The 18727-nt window shown below is 69.5% G+C and carries 19 protein-coding genes; 12 read left to right on the plus strand and 7 right to left on the minus strand.

Features of this window, described 5'->3' with window-relative positions; translation table 11 throughout:
• Positions 1 to 29: 29 nt before the first annotated feature.
• Together AB0N03_RS16995 and AB0N03_RS17000 are read left to right on the plus strand one after the other, a co-directional pair.
• A complete protein-coding gene (locus tag AB0N03_RS16995) occupies positions 30 to 1805 on the plus strand; it encodes a hypothetical protein (protein ID WP_364372293.1) in 1776 nt (591 codons plus the stop codon).
• Positions 1806 to 1960: 155 nt separating this feature from the next.
• Positions 1961 to 2650: a CAP domain-containing protein gene (locus AB0N03_RS17000; protein WP_364371860.1), complete on the plus strand. Its 690-nt coding sequence runs from the start codon at positions 1961 to 1963 to the stop codon at positions 2648 to 2650.
• Here the strand turns inward: AB0N03_RS17000 and AB0N03_RS17005 are convergent.
• From AB0N03_RS17005 to AB0N03_RS17015, 3 genes are all read right to left on the minus strand, one after another.
• The gene (locus AB0N03_RS17005) at positions 2644 to 3651 is read right to left on the minus strand and encodes a cation diffusion facilitator family transporter (protein WP_364371863.1); all 1008 of its coding nucleotides are present in this window, start codon (positions 3649 to 3651) and stop codon (positions 2644 to 2646) included. The two genes, AB0N03_RS17000 and AB0N03_RS17005, sit on opposite strands and share 7 nt — an antisense overlap.
• Before the next feature lie 17 nt (positions 3652 to 3668).
• Positions 3669 to 4133 carry a DUF742 domain-containing protein gene (locus AB0N03_RS17010; protein ID WP_364371866.1) on the minus strand — a complete coding sequence of 155 codons (465 nt, stop codon included), beginning with the start codon at positions 4131 to 4133 and terminating at the stop codon, positions 3669 to 3671.
• Between the two features lie 313 nt (positions 4134 to 4446).
• The gene (locus tag AB0N03_RS17015) at positions 4447 to 6660 is read right to left on the minus strand and encodes a (Fe-S)-binding protein (protein ID WP_364371869.1); all 2214 of its coding nucleotides are present in this window, start codon (positions 6658 to 6660) and stop codon (positions 4447 to 4449) included.
• Positions 6661 to 6825: 165 nt separating this feature from the next.
• Here AB0N03_RS17015 and AB0N03_RS17020 point away from each other — a divergent pair, with 165 nt between their 5' ends.
• From AB0N03_RS17020 to AB0N03_RS17030, 3 genes are read left to right on the plus strand one after another with little or no spacing between them, the layout of a single operon-like run.
• Positions 6826 to 7155, plus strand: a complete 330-nt coding sequence (locus AB0N03_RS17020; RefSeq protein ID WP_364371872.1) for a multidrug efflux SMR transporter — start codon at positions 6826 to 6828, stop codon at positions 7153 to 7155.
• Complete coding sequence (locus AB0N03_RS17025) at positions 7152 to 7712, plus strand: TetR family transcriptional regulator (RefSeq protein WP_364371875.1); 561 nt, start codon at positions 7152 to 7154, stop codon at positions 7710 to 7712. The genes AB0N03_RS17020 and AB0N03_RS17025 overlap by 4 nt, the downstream gene beginning before the upstream one ends.
• Positions 7713 to 7733: 21 nt before the next feature.
• Positions 7734 to 8168, plus strand: a complete 435-nt coding sequence (locus tag AB0N03_RS17030; RefSeq protein ID WP_364371877.1) for a GNAT family N-acetyltransferase — start codon at positions 7734 to 7736, stop codon at positions 8166 to 8168.
• On the opposite strand, the gene AB0N03_RS17035 is transcribed toward AB0N03_RS17030, so the two are convergent.
• The 3 genes from AB0N03_RS17035 to AB0N03_RS17045 all read right to left on the minus strand — a co-directional run bounded on the left by AB0N03_RS17035 (position 8146) and on the right by AB0N03_RS17045 (position 9777).
• Positions 8146 to 8319: a DUF397 domain-containing protein gene (locus tag AB0N03_RS17035; protein WP_364371880.1), complete on the minus strand. Its 174-nt coding sequence runs from the start codon at positions 8317 to 8319 to the stop codon at positions 8146 to 8148. The two genes, AB0N03_RS17030 and AB0N03_RS17035, sit on opposite strands and share 23 nt — an antisense overlap.
• Before the next feature lies 1 nt (position 8320).
• Positions 8321 to 9148, minus strand: a complete 828-nt coding sequence (locus AB0N03_RS17040) for a helix-turn-helix transcriptional regulator (protein ID WP_364372295.1) — start codon at positions 9146 to 9148, stop codon at positions 8321 to 8323.
• Positions 9149 to 9243: 95 nt separating this feature from the next.
• Positions 9244 to 9777, minus strand: a complete 534-nt coding sequence (locus AB0N03_RS17045; protein ID WP_364371883.1) for a YbhB/YbcL family Raf kinase inhibitor-like protein — start codon at positions 9775 to 9777, stop codon at positions 9244 to 9246.
• A gap of 174 nt (positions 9778 to 9951) precedes the next feature.
• Here AB0N03_RS17045 and AB0N03_RS17050 point away from each other — a divergent pair, with 174 nt between their 5' ends.
• The 7 genes from AB0N03_RS17050 (at position 9952) to AB0N03_RS17080 (ending at position 17034) form a co-directional block, all read left to right on the plus strand.
• Entirely contained in the window at positions 9952 to 10722 is a 771-nt protein-coding gene (locus AB0N03_RS17050) for a DUF4097 family beta strand repeat-containing protein (protein ID WP_364371886.1), read from the plus strand.
• Between the two features lie 29 nt (positions 10723 to 10751).
• A complete protein-coding gene (locus AB0N03_RS17055; RefSeq protein WP_364371889.1) occupies positions 10752 to 10985 on the plus strand; it encodes a hypothetical protein in 234 nt (77 codons plus the stop codon).
• A 66-nt stretch (positions 10986 to 11051) separates the two neighbouring features.
• Positions 11052 to 12494: an alpha/beta hydrolase gene (locus AB0N03_RS17060; RefSeq protein WP_364371892.1), complete on the plus strand. Its 1443-nt coding sequence runs from the start codon at positions 11052 to 11054 to the stop codon at positions 12492 to 12494.
• Between the two features lie 318 nt (positions 12495 to 12812).
• On the plus strand, positions 12813 to 14684 hold the full coding sequence (gene dnaK, locus AB0N03_RS17065; protein ID WP_364371894.1) for a molecular chaperone DnaK: 1872 nt from the start codon (positions 12813 to 12815) through the stop codon (positions 14682 to 14684).
• Complete coding sequence (grpE, locus tag AB0N03_RS17070; RefSeq protein ID WP_364371897.1) at positions 14681 to 15388, plus strand: nucleotide exchange factor GrpE; 708 nt, start codon at positions 14681 to 14683, stop codon at positions 15386 to 15388. Before dnaK ends, grpE begins: the two co-directional genes overlap by 4 nt.
• Positions 15389 to 15424: 36 nt before the next feature.
• Positions 15425 to 16603: a molecular chaperone DnaJ gene (gene dnaJ / locus AB0N03_RS17075; protein WP_364371900.1), complete on the plus strand. Its 1179-nt coding sequence runs from the start codon at positions 15425 to 15427 to the stop codon at positions 16601 to 16603.
• A gap of 5 nt (positions 16604 to 16608) precedes the next feature.
• Positions 16609 to 17034: a helix-turn-helix transcriptional regulator gene (locus AB0N03_RS17080; RefSeq protein ID WP_364371902.1), complete on the plus strand. Its 426-nt coding sequence runs from the start codon at positions 16609 to 16611 to the stop codon at positions 17032 to 17034.
• Positions 17035 to 17085: 51 nt separating this feature from the next.
• Here AB0N03_RS17080 and AB0N03_RS17085 read toward each other — a convergent pair whose 3' ends face one another.
• Complete coding sequence (locus AB0N03_RS17085) at positions 17086 to 18636, minus strand: ATP-binding cassette domain-containing protein (protein ID WP_364371905.1); 1551 nt, start codon at positions 18634 to 18636, stop codon at positions 17086 to 17088.
• Between the last annotated feature and the right edge of the window lie 91 nt (positions 18637 to 18727).

Here is an 18727-nt window from a genome sequence, read left to right on the forward strand (position 1 = left end):
TGACCGGCTTGCGGGTCACGGACTCGCAGGTGCCTGGTCGGCACGCCGACGCCGACGCCGACGCGGGCACGCCAGGCACGCCGACCTCGGCCACCCGAGCCGCCACCCCGCGGGCCACCGGACCGCAGGCGCGAGCCACCGGCTGCGCCCAGGTCCTCGAGGGATCCCTCGAACCCGGCGGCACCCGGGACTTCGCCTGCACCCTCACCGCACCCACCGACGACGTCACCGCCGCCGTCCAGGTCGCCGGCACTCCGCCGGTCGGCCCGTCGGTCACAGCGCAGGCGACGGCGAACCTCGACGTCGTCCATCCGGCCGTCACGATCGGCCGGACCGTCGAGCCGAAGACCGTCCGGCCCGGCGATACCGTCACCTCGACGATCACCGTCACCAACACCGGCGACAGCGTGCTGCGCGACGTCTCCGTGGCTGATCCCGGCGCACCGGCATGCGCCAAATCCCTGGGCAAGCTGGAACCGCGGGCGAAGCAGGCCTACACCTGCACCGAAAGCGCGAGCCAGGAAGACTTCACCGCCACCGCGGCAGTCACCGCCACCGACGCCACGAACCGTCCCGTGACCGCCACCGCCGGGGAACCGGTCGATGTCATCCACCCGGCGGTCACCATCACGAACGACGCGACGCCCGCGCAGGTCCGGCAAGGCGACACCGTCACGTTCACCCTCGTCGTCGCGAACACCGGCGATGTCCCACTGACCGACGTGTCCATCGCGGACAGTCGCACTCCGGCGTGCGCTCAGACCATCGGCACCCTCCCTCCCGGCGCTTCCCAGCACCACTCCTGCACGGTAAACGCCGGCACCGACAGTTTCGTGAGCTCCGCCACCGCGACTGGCACCGATCCGACGAACCGCCAGGTCAACGCGACCGATGCTGCCTCCTACGCCGTCCTCCACCCCGCACTCGAGATCGCCCAGGACGCGAAGGGCCCCTTCCGCGAAGGCGATACCGTGCCCCTCGCGATCACCGTCACCAACACCGGCGACGTCGCGCTGACCGAGGTCAAGGTCAGCGAGCCCTGCGTGAAGGCGTTCGACAGCCTCGAACCCGGTGCGACGCAGAAGTTCGACTGCGCCACGACCGCGCCGCAGAACGACGTCGTGAGCACCGCGAAGGCCACGGCCACACCTCCGATCGGCCCGCCGGTCACCGCCGAGGACGCCGACGAGCTCGACGTCATCCACCCGGCCGTGAAGATCACTCAAGAAGCGAAGCCGAGCACGGTCCGCGCGGGCGACGACGTCACGTTCACGATCACCGTCACCAACGCCGGTGACGTCCCGCTGACCGACGTCAAGGTCAGCGAATCCTGCGTGAAGGAGCTCGGCACCCTGGCGGCCGGCGAAAACCGGAGCTACGGCTGCACCGAAAAAGCGCCGGAAGACGACTTCACCGCCACCGCCGAAGTAACCGGAATGGACTCGACCAATCGCTCCGCGCAATCAAAAGCCGAAGTGAAAGTCGACGTCGTCCACCCCGAGATTGCCTTGATGAAGGACGCGACGCCGTACGAAGTCCGCGCGGGCGACACCGTCACGTTCTCGATTCTGGTCAAGAACACCGGCGACGTGCCGCTCACCGCCGTGTCCGTCGTGGACGATCACACGACGTCGTGCGCGCACACCGCGTCCGACCTGGCCGCCGACGCCGAAATCACTTACACCTGCAAGACGATCGCGGGCAAGGAAGGCTTCACCGGCAAGGCGACCGTCACTGGCGAGGACCCGACCGGCCACCCGGTGACGGCGTCCGGCGAGGCGACCTTCGAAGTCCGAAGCGGCTGAATGGAGTAACGCCGAAGCGGCCGGTTGCCGCGGGTTCGGTGTCAGTCGTCGAATGCCGGGCGGAAGAAATGTGACCAGGGCGTTCGCAGGGTTCTCGCTGTAATCGTTCCGTGATACGTTCTCGCGCCGTGTCCCCCATTGGTGAACGTGCTCGCGTGGTGATGGTGTCACTCAGTGTGCTGCTCGGCGTTTTCTCCGCCGCGACCGGCACCTGGATGGCCACCGCCGAAGGAAACACCGCTGAGCTCGGCGCCGCGGCCCTGGTGCTGCCCGATGCGCCGGGCGCGTCCGGGGCCGGCAGCGGCACCGACCTGGCGGGCGGGCAGGCTCAGACCCCGAAGCAAACGACGACCGGCGCCCCCGCGCCGACGACGTCCAGCGCGGCACCGACCCCGGCCGAGACTTCCGAAGCGCCGAAGCCGACGACGTCGGAAGCGGCCCCGCCGCCGAGCACCAAACCCGCGGCCCGCGTCGCTTCCTCCACCGCCGAGCAGGTCATCTCCCTCGTCAACGACGAGCGCGCGCAGGCGGGCTGCAAGCCGCTGACCGAGGAATCGCACCTGACGAAGGCCGCGCAGGACTACAGCGACGACATGTCCGCCCGGAACTTCTTCGCCCACACCAACCCCGAAGGCGTCACGTTCGACCAGCGCATCAAGAACGCCGGCTACTCGAAGCCGGGCGCGGAGAACATCGCGAAGGGGCAGACGTCCGCGTCGCAGGTCATGACCGCGTGGATGAACTCCGAGGGCCACCGCGCGAACATCCTGAACTGCTCGCTCACGAAGATCGGCGTCGGCGTCACCACGAAGGGCTGGTACTGGACCCAGGACTTCGGCTACTGACCCGGGGTGTTCCACCGCTCCGCGACTTCGCCGTAGCGCGCCAGCACGGTCGCGCGCAGCTCGGGATCCGTCCGCGGCACCGGCTCGATGAACACCTCGGTGACGTCGTTGAACGACTCGGTCAGCTCGCTCGCCAGCCGGACGCACGCCCGTTCGAGGTCGCCGGCGCTCAGGGAGTCGTCGAAGTCGACGCGGGTGCAGACGAGGACCTGGTCGGTGCCCATCAGCATGGTCTGCAGGTCCACGACGGCCTCGATCTCCGGCGCGGCGGACAGGTGGTCCCGGACGCCGCGGACGATCTCCGGGTTGGCCTGGCGGCCGATGAGCAGGCCGCGGTTCGTCCGCCCGAGCAGGTAGGCGACGCAGGCGAGCAGCACGCCGATGACGATCGACGCGACGCCGTCCCAGACCTCCGAGCCGGTGAGCTGGTGCAGCCCGATGCCGGCGAACGCGACCAGCAGGCCGATCAGCGCGGCCGAGTCCTCGAAGAGCACTGTCTTCGGTGCCGGGTCGTCGATCAGGCGGAGGTACGTCCGGAATGACCGGTTTTCGGCCTTGGACTCCCGGACGGTCTGGCGCACCGCCTGCACCCACGACGTGCCTTCGAGCAGGAAAGCTACCGCCAGCACGATGTAGCTGAGGATCGACGTGCTCTGCGCTTCGCCGTGGCCGAACAGCGTCGAGACACCCTCGTAGAGCGCGAACATCGAGCCGGACGCGAAGATCGACACGGCGGCGAGCAGCGACCAGAAGTAGCGCTCCTTGCCGTAGCCGAAGGGGTGCACGCGGTCGGCCGGGCGGTCGGAACGTTTCAACGCGGTCAGCAGTAGGACCTCGGTGAACGTGTCGGCCACCGAGTGCGCCGCTTCGGAGAGCATCGCGCCCGAGCCGGTGATGATGCCCGCGATCAGCTTCATGATCGCGATCGCCAGGTTCACCCCACCGGCGAGCAGGACGGTCAGCGTGCTTTCGCCACCGGGCTTTTCGGGTTCCTCGCTCACCCTGGTGAGCGTAATGGTCAGAGGCGGCGCAGGCCGTGCAGCACGCGTTCCATGAGCGCCACGGCCGGACGGCCGTCGGTGTTGACCCGGGTGTCGTGGATCGTGACCAGGCCCTGCTCGGCCATGTCGTCGAGCAGCACCCGGGCGACGCCGAGCGGCACGCAGAGCCGGGCGGCGACCTCGGCGACCGAGCGCGGGTGGTGGCAAAGCGTGCGCACCGAGCGGAACTCGCCGGCCAGCCGGGCGCCGTTCCAGTGGGCGCCGGCCCGGGTCGAGACGAGGGCCTCGATCGCCAGGTGCCGCCGCGACTGCGTCCGGCCGCGCGTGAGGACGTACGGGCGCACCAATGTCCGCTGGCTGGGAACCTGCTCGGCGATCCGGTGCTCTTCGAGGGGCGGGAAGTCGCGGAGGGCGTGCCGGCCGGCAGAGGGGTGACGATCTTCTTCGCGTCCGCCGGCCGTGGTCCGGAGGTCCTCGCCCATCCTCGCTGCCCCCTGATTCCGTCATCGTCGAAGTGGCCTCGCTGGCAGCGGTGGCGGCGAGGAAAGGTCAGGATACGCCGGAGGACGGGGCTTTTGGCCAACGTTTCTTGTTGGCCTGATGGGCCATTTCGGTGAATATCGTGAACATTATTCGGGAAATCGATTGCCGTGACAAAATCCCAGCTAGTGGACGTCGTGTTCGGTAACGAGGGGTAGCCTGTCGGCTACGGAAATGCGCGAACAATGCGCTTTTGGGCATGAAAACGGCCCCGGTCAGGAATTCTGACCGGGGCCGCGTGCATTTCGATCTATGTCACTCTTTTGCGAGTGACGGCGCACCGAGAGCGATCGGCTTCGGCTCCGGCTTGCGCTTGACCGATTCGAGCAGCATCTGCGCGACGTCGACGATCTCGACCTTCTCGCTCGCGCTGCCGTCGGCCTGGCGCGCCGTGAGGCCGTCGTTCAGCATCACCTTGCAGAACGGGCAGCCGGTCGCGATCTTCGACGGCGCGGTACCGAGCGCCTCGTCGACGCGCTCGACGTTGATCCGCTTGCCGATCTTCTCTTCCATCCACATCCGCGCGCCGCCCGCGCCGCAGCACATCGACTTGTCGCCGTGCCGCGGCATTTCGCGCAGCCTCGCGCCCGTCGCGCCGACGAGCTCCCGCGGTGCCTCGTACACCTTGTTGTGGCGGCCGAGGTAGCACGGGTCGTGGTAGGTGACGTCCTCGGCGACCGGCGCCACCGGCACCAGCTGCTTCTCGCGGACCAGCCGGTTCAGCAGCTGCGTGTGGTGCACGACGTCGAACTGGCCGCCCAGCTCCGGGTACTCGTTGGCGAGGGTGTTGAAGCAGTGCGCGCAGGTCACGACGACCTTGCGCGCCTTGCGCTCACGTCCCTCGAACACCGAGTTCAGGACCTCGACGTTCTGCTGGGCCAGCATCTGGAAGAGGAACTCGTTGCCCGCGCGGCGCGCCGGGTCACCGGTGCAGGACTCCTCCGAGCCGAGCACCTTGTACTTCACGTCCGCCATGTGCAGCAGCTCCGCGACCGCGCGCGTCGTCTTCTTCGCGCGGTCCTCGAACGCGCCGGCGCAGCCGACCCAGAACAGGTATTCGGCGTCGCCCAGGTCGCCGTCGAACACCGGGACCTCGAAGTCGAGGTCCTCGGTCCAGGCCAGCCGGTCCTTGGCGTTCTGGCCCCACGGGTTGCCCTTGTTCTCCAGGTTCTTGAACATGCCGTTCAGCTCGCTGGGGAACGACGACTCGATCATCACCTGGTAGCGGCGCATGTCGACGATGTGGTCGACGTGCTCGATGTCCACCGGGCACTGCTCGACGCAGGCGCCGCAGCTGGTGCAGGACCACAGGACGTCCGGATCGATGACGCCGCCGTCATCGCCGATCAGGGCCTTCTGGGACTCGGCGATCGCGAGGACGTCGATGCCCGCGTACATATTGTCGCCGGACAAGCCGACCTCGTCGCCCGCCATGTCGCGCTTGCCGCCGGCCATCAGGTATGGCGCCTTCGCGTAGGCGTGGTCACGCAGCTGAGTGATGAGCAGCTTCGGCGACAGCGGCTTGCCGGTGTTCCACGCGGGGCACTGCTCCTGGCAGCGGCCGCACTCGGTGCACGTCGAGAAGTCCAGCCAGCCCTTCCAGCTGAAGTCCTCGATCTTGCCGACGCCGAAGGTGTCCTCGTCCGGGTCGGCTTCCTCGAGGTCGAGGACCTTGCCGCCGCTCATCATCGGCTTGAGCGCGCCGAGGGCGACGCCGCCGCTCTGCTCGCGCTTGAAGTAGATGTTGAAGAACGCGCTGAAGCGGTGCCAGGCGATGCCCATGGTCATCGTGCGCGCGACGACGATCAGCCAGACCGTGGCGCTCATCAGCTTGACGAACGCGAACACCGTGACCAGGTTCGGGCTGGCCGGCAGCAGCTGGCCGATCGGGTTGGAGACGAAAGACGCCCACAGCGGTCCTTCGTGCGTGTTCAGCGCGGACTTGGCGGCGCGGACGCCGATGATGCCGATGCCCTCGACCAGGACGACGGCCTCGATGAAGTACGCCCACTTGAAGTTGGAGCCCTGGAAACGGCTCTGGCGGTCGGCGCGACGCGGGTGGTTGCGCTGGCGGATCGCCATCAGCACCAGGATGCCGACGATCGTCCCGAGCCCGAGCAGCTCCATGAGCAGCTGGAACGGCGGGAAGTCGTCGAGGATCGGCCAGCCCCACGTCGGGACGAAGACCTCGCCGTACGCCTCGAACAGGGCGAGTGACCCGAGCAGGAAGCCCCACATGACGAGCCAGTGCGCGGGACCGACGCTGCGCTTGCGGTTCATCCGCGTGTGCGCGGCGAACTCCTTGATCAGCGTCTTCATGCGTGGCATGAACGGCCCGTTGCGGGTCGAGTCGGGCTGCCCGAGGCGGATCACCCGCACGAAACGGGCGATCGTCGCGGCGAACATGCCCCAGGCGACGAGGCCGAGCACGACGGAGATCCCGCCGAGCGTCAGTTGCAGAGCGCCCATCGTTCGGGTGCCTTTCGTCCGGATGCTGCAGTGATCAAAGCAGTGGTGGTGCCGGGAGACTAACCTTCCTTACTGATGAGTAACCCGGGGAGTGCCCCTAAGTCCCACCGATGTGGTGTACGTCGCTCTTTGTTTCGGGACGATCGTTCAGGTAGTTTTCACCCCATGGGTGCGTACCTTTTGCTTGCGTTGGCGATCGCCGCCGAGGTCTCCGCGACGGTCTCGCTGAAGCTCTCCGAGGGCTTCTCCAAGCTCGGTCCGTCGATCGTCGTGGTGGCCGGGTACGCCGTGGCCTTTGTGGCGCTGTCGTACGTGCTGAAGATGGGGTTGCCGATCGGCGTCGCCTACGCGATCTGGGCCGCGGCCGGCGTCGCCTTGGTGGCAATCATCGGCGTCGTATTCCTGAAGGAGCCGGTCAACGCGGCCATGATCGCCGGGCTCGCGCTGGTCATCGGTGGTGTCGTGCTGATCGAGATCGGGAGTGCGTCGACGTGAAAATGCAGGTCGACGGCCGTAAGGCGCGTGGCGACAAACGGCGCGCGGAGATCATCGAGGCGACGCTGCGGGTGATCGAGCGTGACGGCGTCGCCGGCGTCACGCACCGGATCGTCGCGGCCGAGGCCGGCGTCCCGACGACGTCCACGACCTACCACTTCTCGTCGCTCGACGACCTGCTCATCGCGACGCTCATCTCGTGCGCCCGCGACATGGCGACCGAGGTCTACTGGATGATCGACCGGGCCCGGTCACGCGGCTCGCGTGGCGCTTCGGAGGTCGCGGGCCTGCTCGCGGAGGCCTTGGGCCCGCGGCGCGGGCGGACGATGGCCGAGTACGAGCTGTACCTGCTGGCGGCGCGGAAGCCGGAGCTGCGCCCGGCCGCGCGCCGCTGGCTGGACGTCCTGACGTCGATGGTCCGCCACGACGACGAGGTGGCGTTCCGGGTCTTCCTGGCTGGGATCGACGGGCTGCTGATCCAGGGCCTGATCGACGACGAGCCGCCGTCGGCCGACGAGCTGCGTCCCGTGGTGGACTACCTGCTGAAACCGCGTTGACTCGGTCGTTAGCTTCGGATCATGCGGACCTTCGGTGACTACGAACTCGACGACGATCGCACGCGGCTGGACCTCGAAGTGGTGTGGAAGTTCCTCTCGACCGAGGCCTACTGGGGCCGTTGGCGCTCGCGTTCGCAGGTCGAAGCCGCGATCGACGGCTCTTGGCGGGTCGTGGGGGCCTATCGCGGTTCCGAGTTGGTCGGCTTCGCCCGCGCCTTCTCCGACGGCGTCGGCTCGGCTTACCTGGCTGACGTGTTCGTCGTCGACTCCGCCCGCGGCACCGGGCTCGGCAAGGAGCTCGTGCGGGAGATGATCGACAACGGGCCCGGCGCCGGCTTCCGCTGGATGCTGCACACGGCCGACGCGCACGGGCTGTACCGGCAGTTCGGCTTCGGCGAGCACACCAAGGGCCGCTACCTGGAGCGCGAGGGCGTCAACAAGGAAGCTCTGCGCTGAAGCCGCGGACGAGCGCATCCCACGATCGGGTGGAGATCGTGAGGGTGCCGCCCGGGCGGTCCTTCGTGTCACGAATCCGCACCACTCGTGCGAGCGCAACCTCGACGCACTCGGCTTCTTGCCCGCTGTAGCTCGACTTCCGCCAGGTCACGTCAGGCCTCCAGTTCGGCGATCACCCCCTCGATGAACGCGCGCGATTCGGCCACGTCCATGGCGAGGGATGCCATGGTCTTCGCGGCGGACTTGTAGTCCGCCACCTGTTCGTCATCGTAGATGTAGGCGCTGCCGCGATGCTGGTCCAAGAAGACGATGGCGGGCAGGTCCGAATACTCGAAGACGCTGAAGGAACCGTTGAGCCCGGGGTGGAAATCGCCGCCGAAGCGAACCACCCGCACCGCGAGCCCACGCGGGAGTTCGAGCAGGTGCCGGAGCTGGCCGACCAGCGTTTCGGTCCCGCCAATCGGCTGCCTGAGCGCGATTTCGCCGAGCAGGATGGAACATTCGGGCGCGCGGTACTCGCGTATCGCGGCCTGCCGGATCAGGCGCACTCGCAGCCGCTGCTCGACCAGGTGCGCGGGAGAGCCGCCGTACGCCAGGATCGCCCGCGCGTAGTCGGGTGTCTGCAGCAACCCGTGCACGACCATCGGCTGCCAGCTGAAGATCGAGGCCGCCGTGCGCTCGTACTCGGCCAGCGTCGTCAGGATCGCCGGGGCGTCGGGCATCTCCTTCTCGAGCCAGTTGGGCTCCCTCGCGTGCTCCGCCAGCTCGAACAGCCGCTCCCGCTCGGCCACCTCCACCCTCAGTTGCCCGAGCAGGAGCGCGACCTCCTCGACCTTGGGCACCCTCAGCCCGAGCTCCCAATTGGACAGTTCCGCCGGGTGCACGCCGGTGGCCCGGGCCAGCTGGCGCAGCCCGAGTCCGCGCTCCTTGCGCGTCTTCCGCAACCCGAACCCCAGTGCTCTGGACCGGGGTGTCGCTATCGGTGGTGACGTGACCGCAGTGTGTCATCGGCCACCGACAAAAACGGGCCCGGCACCGTTGCCGATCCGCAACAGCGCCGGGCCCTCAGGGAAATTCAGCCCTTGTTCTCGTACACCGGCGTGATCACGGCGCGAGCCAAGGTGTGCCCGAACATGGTGAAGCCGAGGAACGCCGGCGTCGCGTCCTCCGGGACGTCCAGCTTGTCGACGTCGAGCGCGTGCACCGCGAAGTAATAGCGGTGCGGGCCGTGCCCGGGCGGGGGTGCCGCGCCGAGGAACTGCTTGACCCCGCCGTCACCCTTCAACGTGACCGCGCTTTCGGGAAGCCCCGAGCCGTCGCCCGCGCCGGAGGCAAGCTGCGTCACCGACGCCGGGACGTTGAACACCGCCCAGTGCCAGAACCCGCTGCCGGTCGGGGCGTCCGGGTCGTAGCACGTGACCGCGAAGCTCTTCGTCTCCGCCGGGAAGCCTTCCCAGGCCAGCTGCGGCGAACGGTCCTCGCCGCCGGCGCCGAAAATGCCGGAGAGGTGGGGCGTGGCCAGGGTTTCGCCGTCGGCGACGTCGGTGCTGCGGAGGGTGAAGGACGGCACGTCGGGCAGGGATTCGTACGGGCCGGGTGCTTGCGGCATGGATCCTCCTGATCACGGAACTGGAGCCTGGCGCCAGGTTAGGCCCCCCGAGCCACCCCCGCGTGTCAGGGACGGATCTCAGGGTCTTTCGGGGGGTTACCCCCATGTGCCGCCCCCGCACCTGGCCATAACGTTCTTCACGCAGGGGAAACATCACTGAGGGGACCAACGACCATGGCGCGCCCGCTTCTGGCTCTGGGTGGCATCGTCCTGATCGGCGTCGGCCTGGCGACCGCGTTCGGCTGGGGCTGGGGATCGGACTTCGACAACACCAAGACCCTTTCGGAGACGATCCGCAGCGTGAAGCTGGAAGGCGACTCGGGGTCGGTGAAGATCCGCACCGGCACGGGACCGTCCACGGTGCACGAAAAGATCGATTACCACTGGCGCAGCAAGCCGGGCGACACGTTCTTCCACGTCGACGGCGACCAGCTCGTGCTCAGCGACTGCGGGAACAACTGCTCGGTCGACTTCGAGGTGGTCGTGCCCGCGGGCGTGCCGGTCAGCGGCAAGGTCGACTCCGGTGGCCTCGACATCGCCGGGGTGGCGAGCGTGGACGTCCAGGCCGACTCGGGGCACGCCCGGGTCGAAGACGTGCCGGGCCTGGTGAAGCTGCGGCTGGACAGCGGGGGGATCGACCTGCGGGACGTCGGCGAGGTCCAGCTGCACGCCGATTCGGGCAGCATCAAGGGCATCGGGGTGCGCGGCCCGGTCGACGTGACGTCGTCGAGCGGGAGCGTCGACTTCACGCTGGCGCAGGCGAACAACGTCAAGATCAAGGCCGACAGCGGGAGCGTCGACGTCGAGGTGCCGGGTGGGCCGTACCGCGTCGTCGGCGACAGCGACAGCGGGCGCCGGAACATCGGCGTCCCGACCGACGGTTCGGCGCCGAACACGCTCGACCTCACGACCGACAGCGGCAGTGTCACGGTCCGCGCGGCCTGACCTTTTCCTTACTACGGGGGCTTTTCACCATGGTCAAGATCGAACGGCGCGTGCTGACGGCCGCGCTGCTGGGTGCCGTCGCGATGTTCGGCGTCGTGGGGTTCGCGCGGGGGGAGGGGTCCGTGGCGCCGGCGCAGGGGGTGCCGGTCGCCGCGGATTCCCACTATCGAGTGACTTCCTGGGTCGGCACCGGGACGAAAGTCGTTGTGCAGCAAGAAAACCCGGATTTCTTCCTTTCCTCCTGGACCGGCCGCCGCTCCTGAACCGTCGGTGGTCGCTGTTAGGAAGGAAGCACGCCGAAGGCCGGCGTGCAGGGGAGGAACCAGATCATGGACGTGCGCCGGGTCGTCGCGGTCATCGCGGCGGTCGTGGTCATGGCAGCGGTACCGGCCGTCGCTTCAGCGTCTTCGCTGACGTGGCGGCCGTGCGCGACACAGCAAGAACCGACAGCCGAGTGTGCGACGGTCGACGTGCCGATCGACCGCGCGCGGCCGGAGGTGGGGTCGGCGCGGCTCGCGCTGGCCCGGCTGCCGGCGCTCGATCCGGGCCGGCGGATCGGCTCGCTACTGGTGAACCCGGGCGGGCCGGGCGGCTCCGGTGTCGGGTTCGTCCAGTTCGGCGGGCTGGCCTCGCCGGACCTCGCGCGGCTGCGGCAGCGGTTCGACGTCGTGGGCTTCGACCCGCGCGGCGACTGGTTCAGCACGCCACGCATCACGTGCGACCCGGCGACGCTGTTCGATCCGGCGCTCGACCGGTTCCCGTCGTCCCACGCGGGGTTCGAGGCGCTGGTGGCGCACAACCGCGCGGCTGGCGAAGACTGCCTGGCCCGCACCGGACCGTTGCTGGCGAACGCGGACACGCAGAGCGCGGCCGAAGACATCGAGACGATCCGCGCGGCGCTCGGCGAACCGAAGATCTCGTGGCTGGGCCTCTCGTACGGCACCGAATTGGGTGCGGTCTACGCGTCGAAGCACCCCGGCCGGGTCCGCACGATGGTGCTCGACGGCGCCGTCGACCACGCCCGGCCGCTGCGCCAGGCGATCCTCGAAGAGGCCGCGGCGACCGAAGACGCGCTGGTCCGGTTCGCGGACTGGTGCCGCGGCTCGGCCGACTGCGTCTTACCGGGACGAGACGTCCTCAGCTTCTACGACGACGTCGTGGCCCGGGCGGTGCACGGCGCGGTGTGGGCGAGCGACCTGGGCCGCCCGGCGTCGGCCGACGAGATCTCGGCCGGTGTCTACAACCACCTCTACATCCGGGAGGAGTGGCCGGCGCTGGGCAAGGCGCTGGCCGCGGCCGGTGGCGAGTTCCCGGACGCCAAGGGGCTGACCGAGCGGAACCAGTTCCTCTCCCCGATCTACGGGGCGTACCGGGCGATCGGCTGCCACGACTTCCCGTCGCCGTTCACCGGGCCGGCGGACATGGGGGCAATGGCCGGGCTGGTCCGCGCGGTGGCGCCGCACAGCTGGCGGTACTCGGAGTACTGGGACTTCACCAGCGGCTGCACGGGCTGGCCGGTCCCGGCGAAGAACCCACCACAACCCCACCCGGTCCACGGCGCCCCACCGATCCTGGTCGTCGGCGGCGCCCACGACCCGGCGACGCCGCTGGCGTGGGCCCGCGGCCTGGCCTCGAGCATCGACGGCGCGGCATTGCTCACCCGCACCGACGACGGCCACACAGGGCTGTTCAACTCGGCGTGCGCCCGTGTGGCGGAGGTGGACTACCTGGTGAGCGGGGTCCCGCCTGCTCGCGGGGCGGTGTGCCGGTGACGCGATGGCCGGGGCAGCCCGGCGGCAGGCCACCCGTACCGCGCAGGTAGCGCGGCCGGGCCCGGCGGCAGCCCCCGGGGCCAGCGCGCACTGCCTGGTGGGCGGCGTCACACCCGGTTATCCCGCACTCCGGTGCGGAACCCGGGAACAAGGACGGCGATCCCCTCGTTAGGCTGGATACAAAGGTTGAGCGCACTCGGCTCAAGTCCAGCTTGACGGGACGTGCGAAGGCCAGATAAAACTTGCCAGAGCCTCGCTCAAGGCGAGGATGAACGTGCAGGTCACGAACATAGCAGGCTTACACAGGAGGAAAGCACCATGGCGCGAGCGGTCGGCATCGACCTCGGCACGACCAACTCGGTCGTCGCCGTCCTTGAGGGCGGCGAGCCGACGGTCATCGCCAACTCGGAAGGCTCCCGGACCACCCCTTCGATCGTCGCCTTCGCCAAGAACGGCGAAGTGCTGACCGGTCAACCGGCGAAGAACCAGGCCGTGACGAACGTCGACCGGACCATCCGGTCCGTGAAGCGGCACATCGGCACCGACTGGAAGACCGAGATCGACGGCAAGAACTACACGTCGCAGGAGATCAGCGCCCGGGTGCTGATGAAGCTCAAGCGCGACGCCGAGGCGTACCTGGGCGAAACCATCACCGACGCGGTGATCACCGTCCCGGCGTACTTCGAGGACGCGCAGCGGCAGGCCACCAAGGAGGCCGGGCAGATCGCCGGCCTGAACGTGCTGCGCATCGTCAACGAGCCGACCGCCGCCGCGCTGGCGTACGGCCTGGACAAGGGCGAGAAGGAGCAGACCATCCTGGTCTTCGACCTCGGTGGTGGCACCTTCGACGTCTCGCTGCTGGAGATCGGCGAGGGCGTCGTCGAGGTCCGCGCGACCTCCGGTGACAACCACCTCGGTGGCGACGACTGGGACGAGCGCATCGTCAAGTGGCTGGTCGACAAGTTCAAGGCCACGAACGGCATCGACCTGACCAAGGACAAGATGGCGCTGCAGCGCATCCGCGAAGCGGCCGAGAAGGCGAAGATCGAGCTGTCCAGCTCGAACTCGGCCGGCATCAACCTGCCCTACATCACGGTCGACGCCGACAAGAACCCGCTGTTCCTCGACGAGCAGCTTTCCCGCGCCGAGTTCCAGAAGATCACCTCGGACCTGCTCGAGCGCACCCGGAACCCGTTCAACAACGTGATCCGCGACGCGAACATCGCCGTCGGCGACATCGACCACGTCGTGCTCGTCGGTGGGTCCACCCGCATGCCGGCCGTGTCCGACCTGGTCAAGGAGCTGACCGGCGGCCGCGAGCCGAACAAGGGCGTGAACCCGGACGAGGTCGTCGCGGTCGGCGCGGCGCTGCAGGCCGGTGTCCTGAAGGGCGAGGTCAAGGACGTCCTGCTGCTGGACGTGACCCCGCTGTCGCTGGGCATCGAGACCAAGGGTGGCGTGTTCACCAAGCTCATCGAGCGCAACACCACGATCCCGACCAAGCGCTCGGAGATCTTCTCCACCGCGGACGACAACCAGCCGTCGGTGCAGATCCAGGTGTTCCAGGGTGAGCGCGAGATCGCCGCGCACAACAAGAAGCTCGGCATGTTCGAGCTGACCGGTCTCCCGCCCGCCCCGCGTGGCGTGCCGCAGATCGAGGTCACCTTCGACATCGACGCGAACGGCATCGTGCACGTCCTGGCCAAGGACCTCGGCACGAACAAGGAGCAGTCGATGACGATCACCGGTGGCTCCGCGCTGCCGAAGGACGACATCGATCGGATGGTCAAGGACGCCGAGGCGCACGCCGAGGAAGACAAGACCCGTCGCGAAGAGGCCGAGACCCGCAACCAGGCCGAGACGCTGGTCTACCAGACTGAGAAGTTCCTCAAGGACAACGACGACAAGCTGCCCGAGGACCTCAAGGGCAAGGTCAAGTCCGCGATCGACGAGTCGAACGAGGCGCTCAAGGGCACCGACTCGGCGAAGATCCGCGAGTCGATCGAGAAGCTGAACACCGCTTCGCAGGAGCTGGGCACCGCCCTGTACGCCAACGCGAACGCCGACGCGGCCGCGGGTGCCGCCGGCGCTTCCGGTGCGGCCGGTGGAGACGCCGGTGCGGCCGGTGGCCAGGCCAAGGCCGATGACGTGGTGGACGCCGAGATCGTCGAAGAGGACGAGAAGAAGTGACCCACAGCTACGACGAATCCGAGAACCAGGGCCGCGGCCCCGAGGAGCCGGTGGTCGTGCGGGATCGGCGGCGGGTGGACCCCCAGACCGGGCAGGTTCGCCCGCCCGGTCCGGCCCACGCCGCGCCGGAGCCGGAGGAAGCGCCCGTGGAGCACGCGGGCCCCTCGCTGGGCGAGTCCATTGTGGACGACTCGGTGTCGGTCTTCTCCGACGTCGAGAAGGAGCTGGCCGAGCGCACCGCCGACCTCCAGCGCCTGCAGGCGGAGTACGCCAACTACCGCAAGCGGGTCGAGCGCGACCGCGAGGCGGTCGTCCTCGGCGCGAAGGCGACGGTGGTCAACGACCTGCTGCCGCTGCTCGACGACCTCGAGCGGGCCGAGCAGCACGGTGACCTCACCGGGGCGTTCAAGGCCGTCGGCGACAAGCTGATCAGCGGCCTGCAGCGCGCGGGGCTCGAGTCGTTCGGCAGCGAGGGCGAGGCCTTCGACCCGAGCGTGCACGAGGCCGTGCAGCACAACACGTCGCCGGACGTGGCGGGCCCGACGGTGACCGTGGTCATGCGCCGCGGCTACCGCTTCGGCGACCGGGTCCTGCGGGCGGCGCTGGTCGGGGTCACCGACCACGAGCCCGGTGGCCCGGCGGAGCACCCGCCCGTCGGTGGCGAGCTGCCACTCGGCGGCGGACTCGATGACCAGCAGCAGTAAGCAGTATCCGGTTCAGCTGGAAGGAGGAGGCGCCCGATGAGTGCTCGGGAATGGGTCGGCAAGGATTTCTACCGTGAACTGGGCGTCTCCTCCGACGCCACGGCGGACGAGATCAAGAAGGCCTACCGCAAGCTGGCCAAGGAGAACCACCCGGACGCGAACGCCGGCAACGCGCAGGCGGAGCAGAAGTTCAAGGCGGTCTCCGAGGCCTACGGCGTGCTCTCCGACGCGAGCAAGCGCAAGGAGTACGACGAGGCGCGGCGGCTGTTCGGCGGCGGGGGCGGGTTCAACTTCCCCGGCGGCAGTGGCGGTGGCGGCAGCTTCGACATGGGCGACATCTTCGGCCAGGCCGGCGCGGGCGGCGGTCAGCAAGCCGGCTTCGGCGGGCTCGGCGACATCCTCGGCGGGCTGTTCGGCCGCGGCCGAACGACGGCGGGCGCGACGGCCAACCGGCCGCAGCGCGGCGCCGACGTCGAGACCGACGTCCGGATCGACTTCGTCGAAGCGGTCAAGGGCGCGACCCTGCCGCTGCGGCTGTCGAGCCCGGCGACCTGTTCGACGTGCGGCGGCAACGGCGCGAAGCCGGGCACGTCGCCGCGGACCTGCCCGACCTGTTCCGGTTCGGGCTTGGTCAGCCGCAGCCAGGGCGCGTTCGCGTTCTCGGAGCCGTGCCGCGACTGCCGTGGGCGTGGGCAGATCATCGACGACCCGTGCCCGGAGTGCGGCGGCGAAGGCGTCAGCACGCGGACCCGCACGCTGACCGTCCGGATCCCGCCGGGCGTCGACGACGACCAGCGGATCCGGCTGGCCGGCCAAGGCGAGCCGGGACGGGGCGGTGCGCAGGCGGGCGATCTGTACGTCCGGGTGCACGTGGCCCCGCACGCGTTGTTCGGGCGCAAGGCGCTCGACCTGACCATCACCGTGCCGGTCGACTTCACCGAACTGGCGCTCGGCACCACGATCACGGTGCCGACGCTCGAAGGCAAGGTCTCGCTCAAGGTGCCGCCGGGCACCTCGAGCGGGCGGGTGCTGCGCGTGCGCGGCAAGGGCATCGCGAAGCGCGACGGTTCGCAAGGTGACCTGCTCGTCACCCTCCAGGCGGCGATTCCCGCCAAAATGGACGACAAGGCGCGCGAAGCACTGCAGGCGTACGCCGAGTCGATGGCCGGGCACGACCCCCGGCCCGAGATCACTGAGCTGCTCGAAGGCAGGTGAGTGGGATGTTCGGCGGGATTCCCGCGGGGGGCGACGAAGAGACCCCGGTGTTCGTCATCTCGGTGGCAGCACAGCTCGCCGGGATGCACGCGCAGACATTGCGCACCTACGACCGGCAGGGCCTGGTTTCGCCGGGCCGCACCTCCGGTGGTGGGCGGCGCTACTCGATGCGGGACATCGCGCTGCTGCGTGAAGTCCAGCGACTGTCGCAGGAGGATGGCGTCAACCTGGCCGGCATCAAGCGCATCATCGAGCTGGAGAACCAGGTCGACGCTCTGCGGGCCCGCCTCGCGGAGCTGACCGAAGAACTGGCCGCGGCTTATGTGGCGGGTGAACGGGCCGCGGCGGCGGCGCACGCGTCCTACCGCCGGGACCTCGTCCCGCTCAACCAGCAGACGGCGCTGGTGGTGTGGCGTCCCAAACGCCGCTGACCAGCCAACGCACCAAGGCCTCCCCGAGCTCCTCGGGGAGGCCTTCGTGCGTCAGAGGTCCAGCCGGGGCCACGGCGCGAGATCCGCCAGCATCCGCCGGTCGTGCGTCGCGACGACGACCGCGGCCGGGGTGCCGAGCAGGGCCTCGGTCAGCTCCTCGACGAGCACCGCGGACAGGTGGTTGGTCGGCTCGTCGAACACCAGCAGGTCCGGCCGTCCGGCCAGCCGCAGGGCGAGGTCGAGGCGCCGCCGCTGTCCCTGGGACATGCGGCCGACCGGGGTGCGCAGGGCTTCGGCGTCGAGCAAACCCATGGCCGAAAACGGGACGCCTGCCCGCTCGAACAGCCGGTGAGCGGTGAGTTCTTCCGGCCACGCCGGGACTTCCTGGCCGACCAAGGCCACCGTCGCCCCGGCGAGGCGCCGGACCGAACCCGTCGTCGGCGTGAGCTCGCCGGCGAGCGCCGAGAGCAGCGTCGACTTGCCCGCGCCGTTCGCGCCGGTGACGAGCAGCCGGTCGCCGCGGTCGAGGGACAGCGTCACCGGGCCGGCGAGGCGACCGGCGACGCCGACGTCGTGCAGGCGGACCAGTGCTTGAGCGCCGGAGCCGAGATCGGGCCACCGCAACGACAACGGCGGCTCGGGCACGGTCACGCGGTGCGCTTCCAGCGCCGCCCGTTCCCGGTTGAGCGCCTGGACGACGCCGGGTGCGCGGGACTGACGCTGGTGCCGTCCGGTGCCCTTGTCCGGCCGCCAGCCGGTGCTGAGCCGGTCGCGGGCCTGCGTCACCGCGAGGGTGAGCTGCCGGTGCGTGTCCTGCTGCTCTTCGAACTCCTGCACCCAGCGTTCGCGGTCGCGGCGGCGGCCGTCCTGCCAGGCCTGGTAGCCGCCGGCGTAGCTGCGCGGGCGGCCGTCCTGACTGGGGTCGAGGTCGAGGAACTCGGTCGCGACGTCGCCGAGCAGCGCGCGGTCGTGGCTGACGAGGGCGACGCCGCCGTCGTGATCGCGCAGGCGGCCGGTGAGGAACGCGAGGCCGCCGGCGTCGAGGTGGTTGCCGGGCTCGTCGAGCAGCAGGAAGTCGTGTCGCGCGCCGAGCAGGCAGGCCAGGCGCACGCGGTAGCGCTGCCCGACCGAGAGCGTGCTGAGCTCGCGGGCCCGGTCGGCGCAGGCGTCGAGGGCTTCGAGGGCGACGTCGACGCGGCGTTCGGCGTCCCACGCGTCGAGGCGCGTGGCCGTGTCGAGCGCTGCGGCGTAACGGTCTTCGGCGAAGTTCTCGGTCGCCGCCTCGAGCGCTCGCAAGGCGTCGTGGGTTTCGCGCAGGGCTTCGGTGGTCAGCGTGCCGACGGTTTCGCCGGACCGGAACGGCATGGTCTGGCGGGCGACGCCGATGGTCCCGGTCCGCTGGACGGTGCCGTGGTCGGGCGCTCGCAGTCCGGCGAGAACGTGCAGCAGGGTGGTCTTGCCGCGCCCGTTTTCGCCGACGATCGCCAGCCGGGACCGGGGCGAGACGGTGACGCTCACGTCGTGCAGGACCCGGCGGGAGCCGAGCGTGACGCCGACGCGGTCCGCGCGCAGGTGGGCGTGTTCGGGTACGAGGGAAGTCAAGGGATGCTCCGCAGCTCTGGAGGGAGCCGGGCAGCACGAAAGCGGCCGCCCGGCGAAGGCCGGAACGGCGGGCAGGGAAAGGAGATCGGTG

The organism is Amycolatopsis sp. NPDC051061 (assembly GCF_040682935.1).
Taxonomy (GTDB): Bacteria; Actinomycetota; Actinomycetes; order Mycobacteriales; family Pseudonocardiaceae; genus Amycolatopsis.

Bases quoted from the DNA above. Each gene is read 5' to 3' on its own strand.
- AB0N03_RS17010 (WP_364371866.1), bottom strand. From the start codon at position 4,133: ATGGGCGAGGACCTCCGGACCACGGCCGGCGGACGCGAAGAAGATCGT.
- AB0N03_RS17015 (WP_364371869.1), bottom strand. From the start codon at position 6,660: ATGGGCGCTCTGCAACTGACGCTCGGCGGGATCTCCGTCGTGCTCGGC.
- AB0N03_RS17020 (WP_364371872.1), top strand. From the start codon at position 6,826: ATGGGTGCGTACCTTTTGCTTGCGTTGGCGATCGCCGCCGAGGTCTCC.
- AB0N03_RS17030 (WP_364371877.1), top strand. From the start codon at position 7,734: ATGCGGACCTTCGGTGACTACGAACTCGACGACGATCGCACGCGGCTG.
- AB0N03_RS17045 (WP_364371883.1), bottom strand. From the start codon at position 9,777: ATGCCGCAAGCACCCGGCCCGTACGAATCCCTGCCCGACGTGCCGTCC.
- AB0N03_RS17050 (WP_364371886.1), top strand. From the start codon at position 9,952: ATGGCGCGCCCGCTTCTGGCTCTGGGTGGCATCGTCCTGATCGGCGTC.
- AB0N03_RS17055 (WP_364371889.1), top strand. From the start codon at position 10,752: ATGGTCAAGATCGAACGGCGCGTGCTGACGGCCGCGCTGCTGGGTGCC.
- AB0N03_RS17060 (WP_364371892.1), top strand. From the start codon at position 11,052: ATGGACGTGCGCCGGGTCGTCGCGGTCATCGCGGCGGTCGTGGTCATG.
- dnaK (WP_364371894.1), top strand. From the start codon at position 12,813: ATGGCGCGAGCGGTCGGCATCGACCTCGGCACGACCAACTCGGTCGTC.
- dnaJ (WP_364371900.1), top strand. From the start codon at position 15,425: ATGAGTGCTCGGGAATGGGTCGGCAAGGATTTCTACCGTGAACTGGGC.
- AB0N03_RS17080 (WP_364371902.1), top strand. From the start codon at position 16,609: ATGTTCGGCGGGATTCCCGCGGGGGGCGACGAAGAGACCCCGGTGTTC.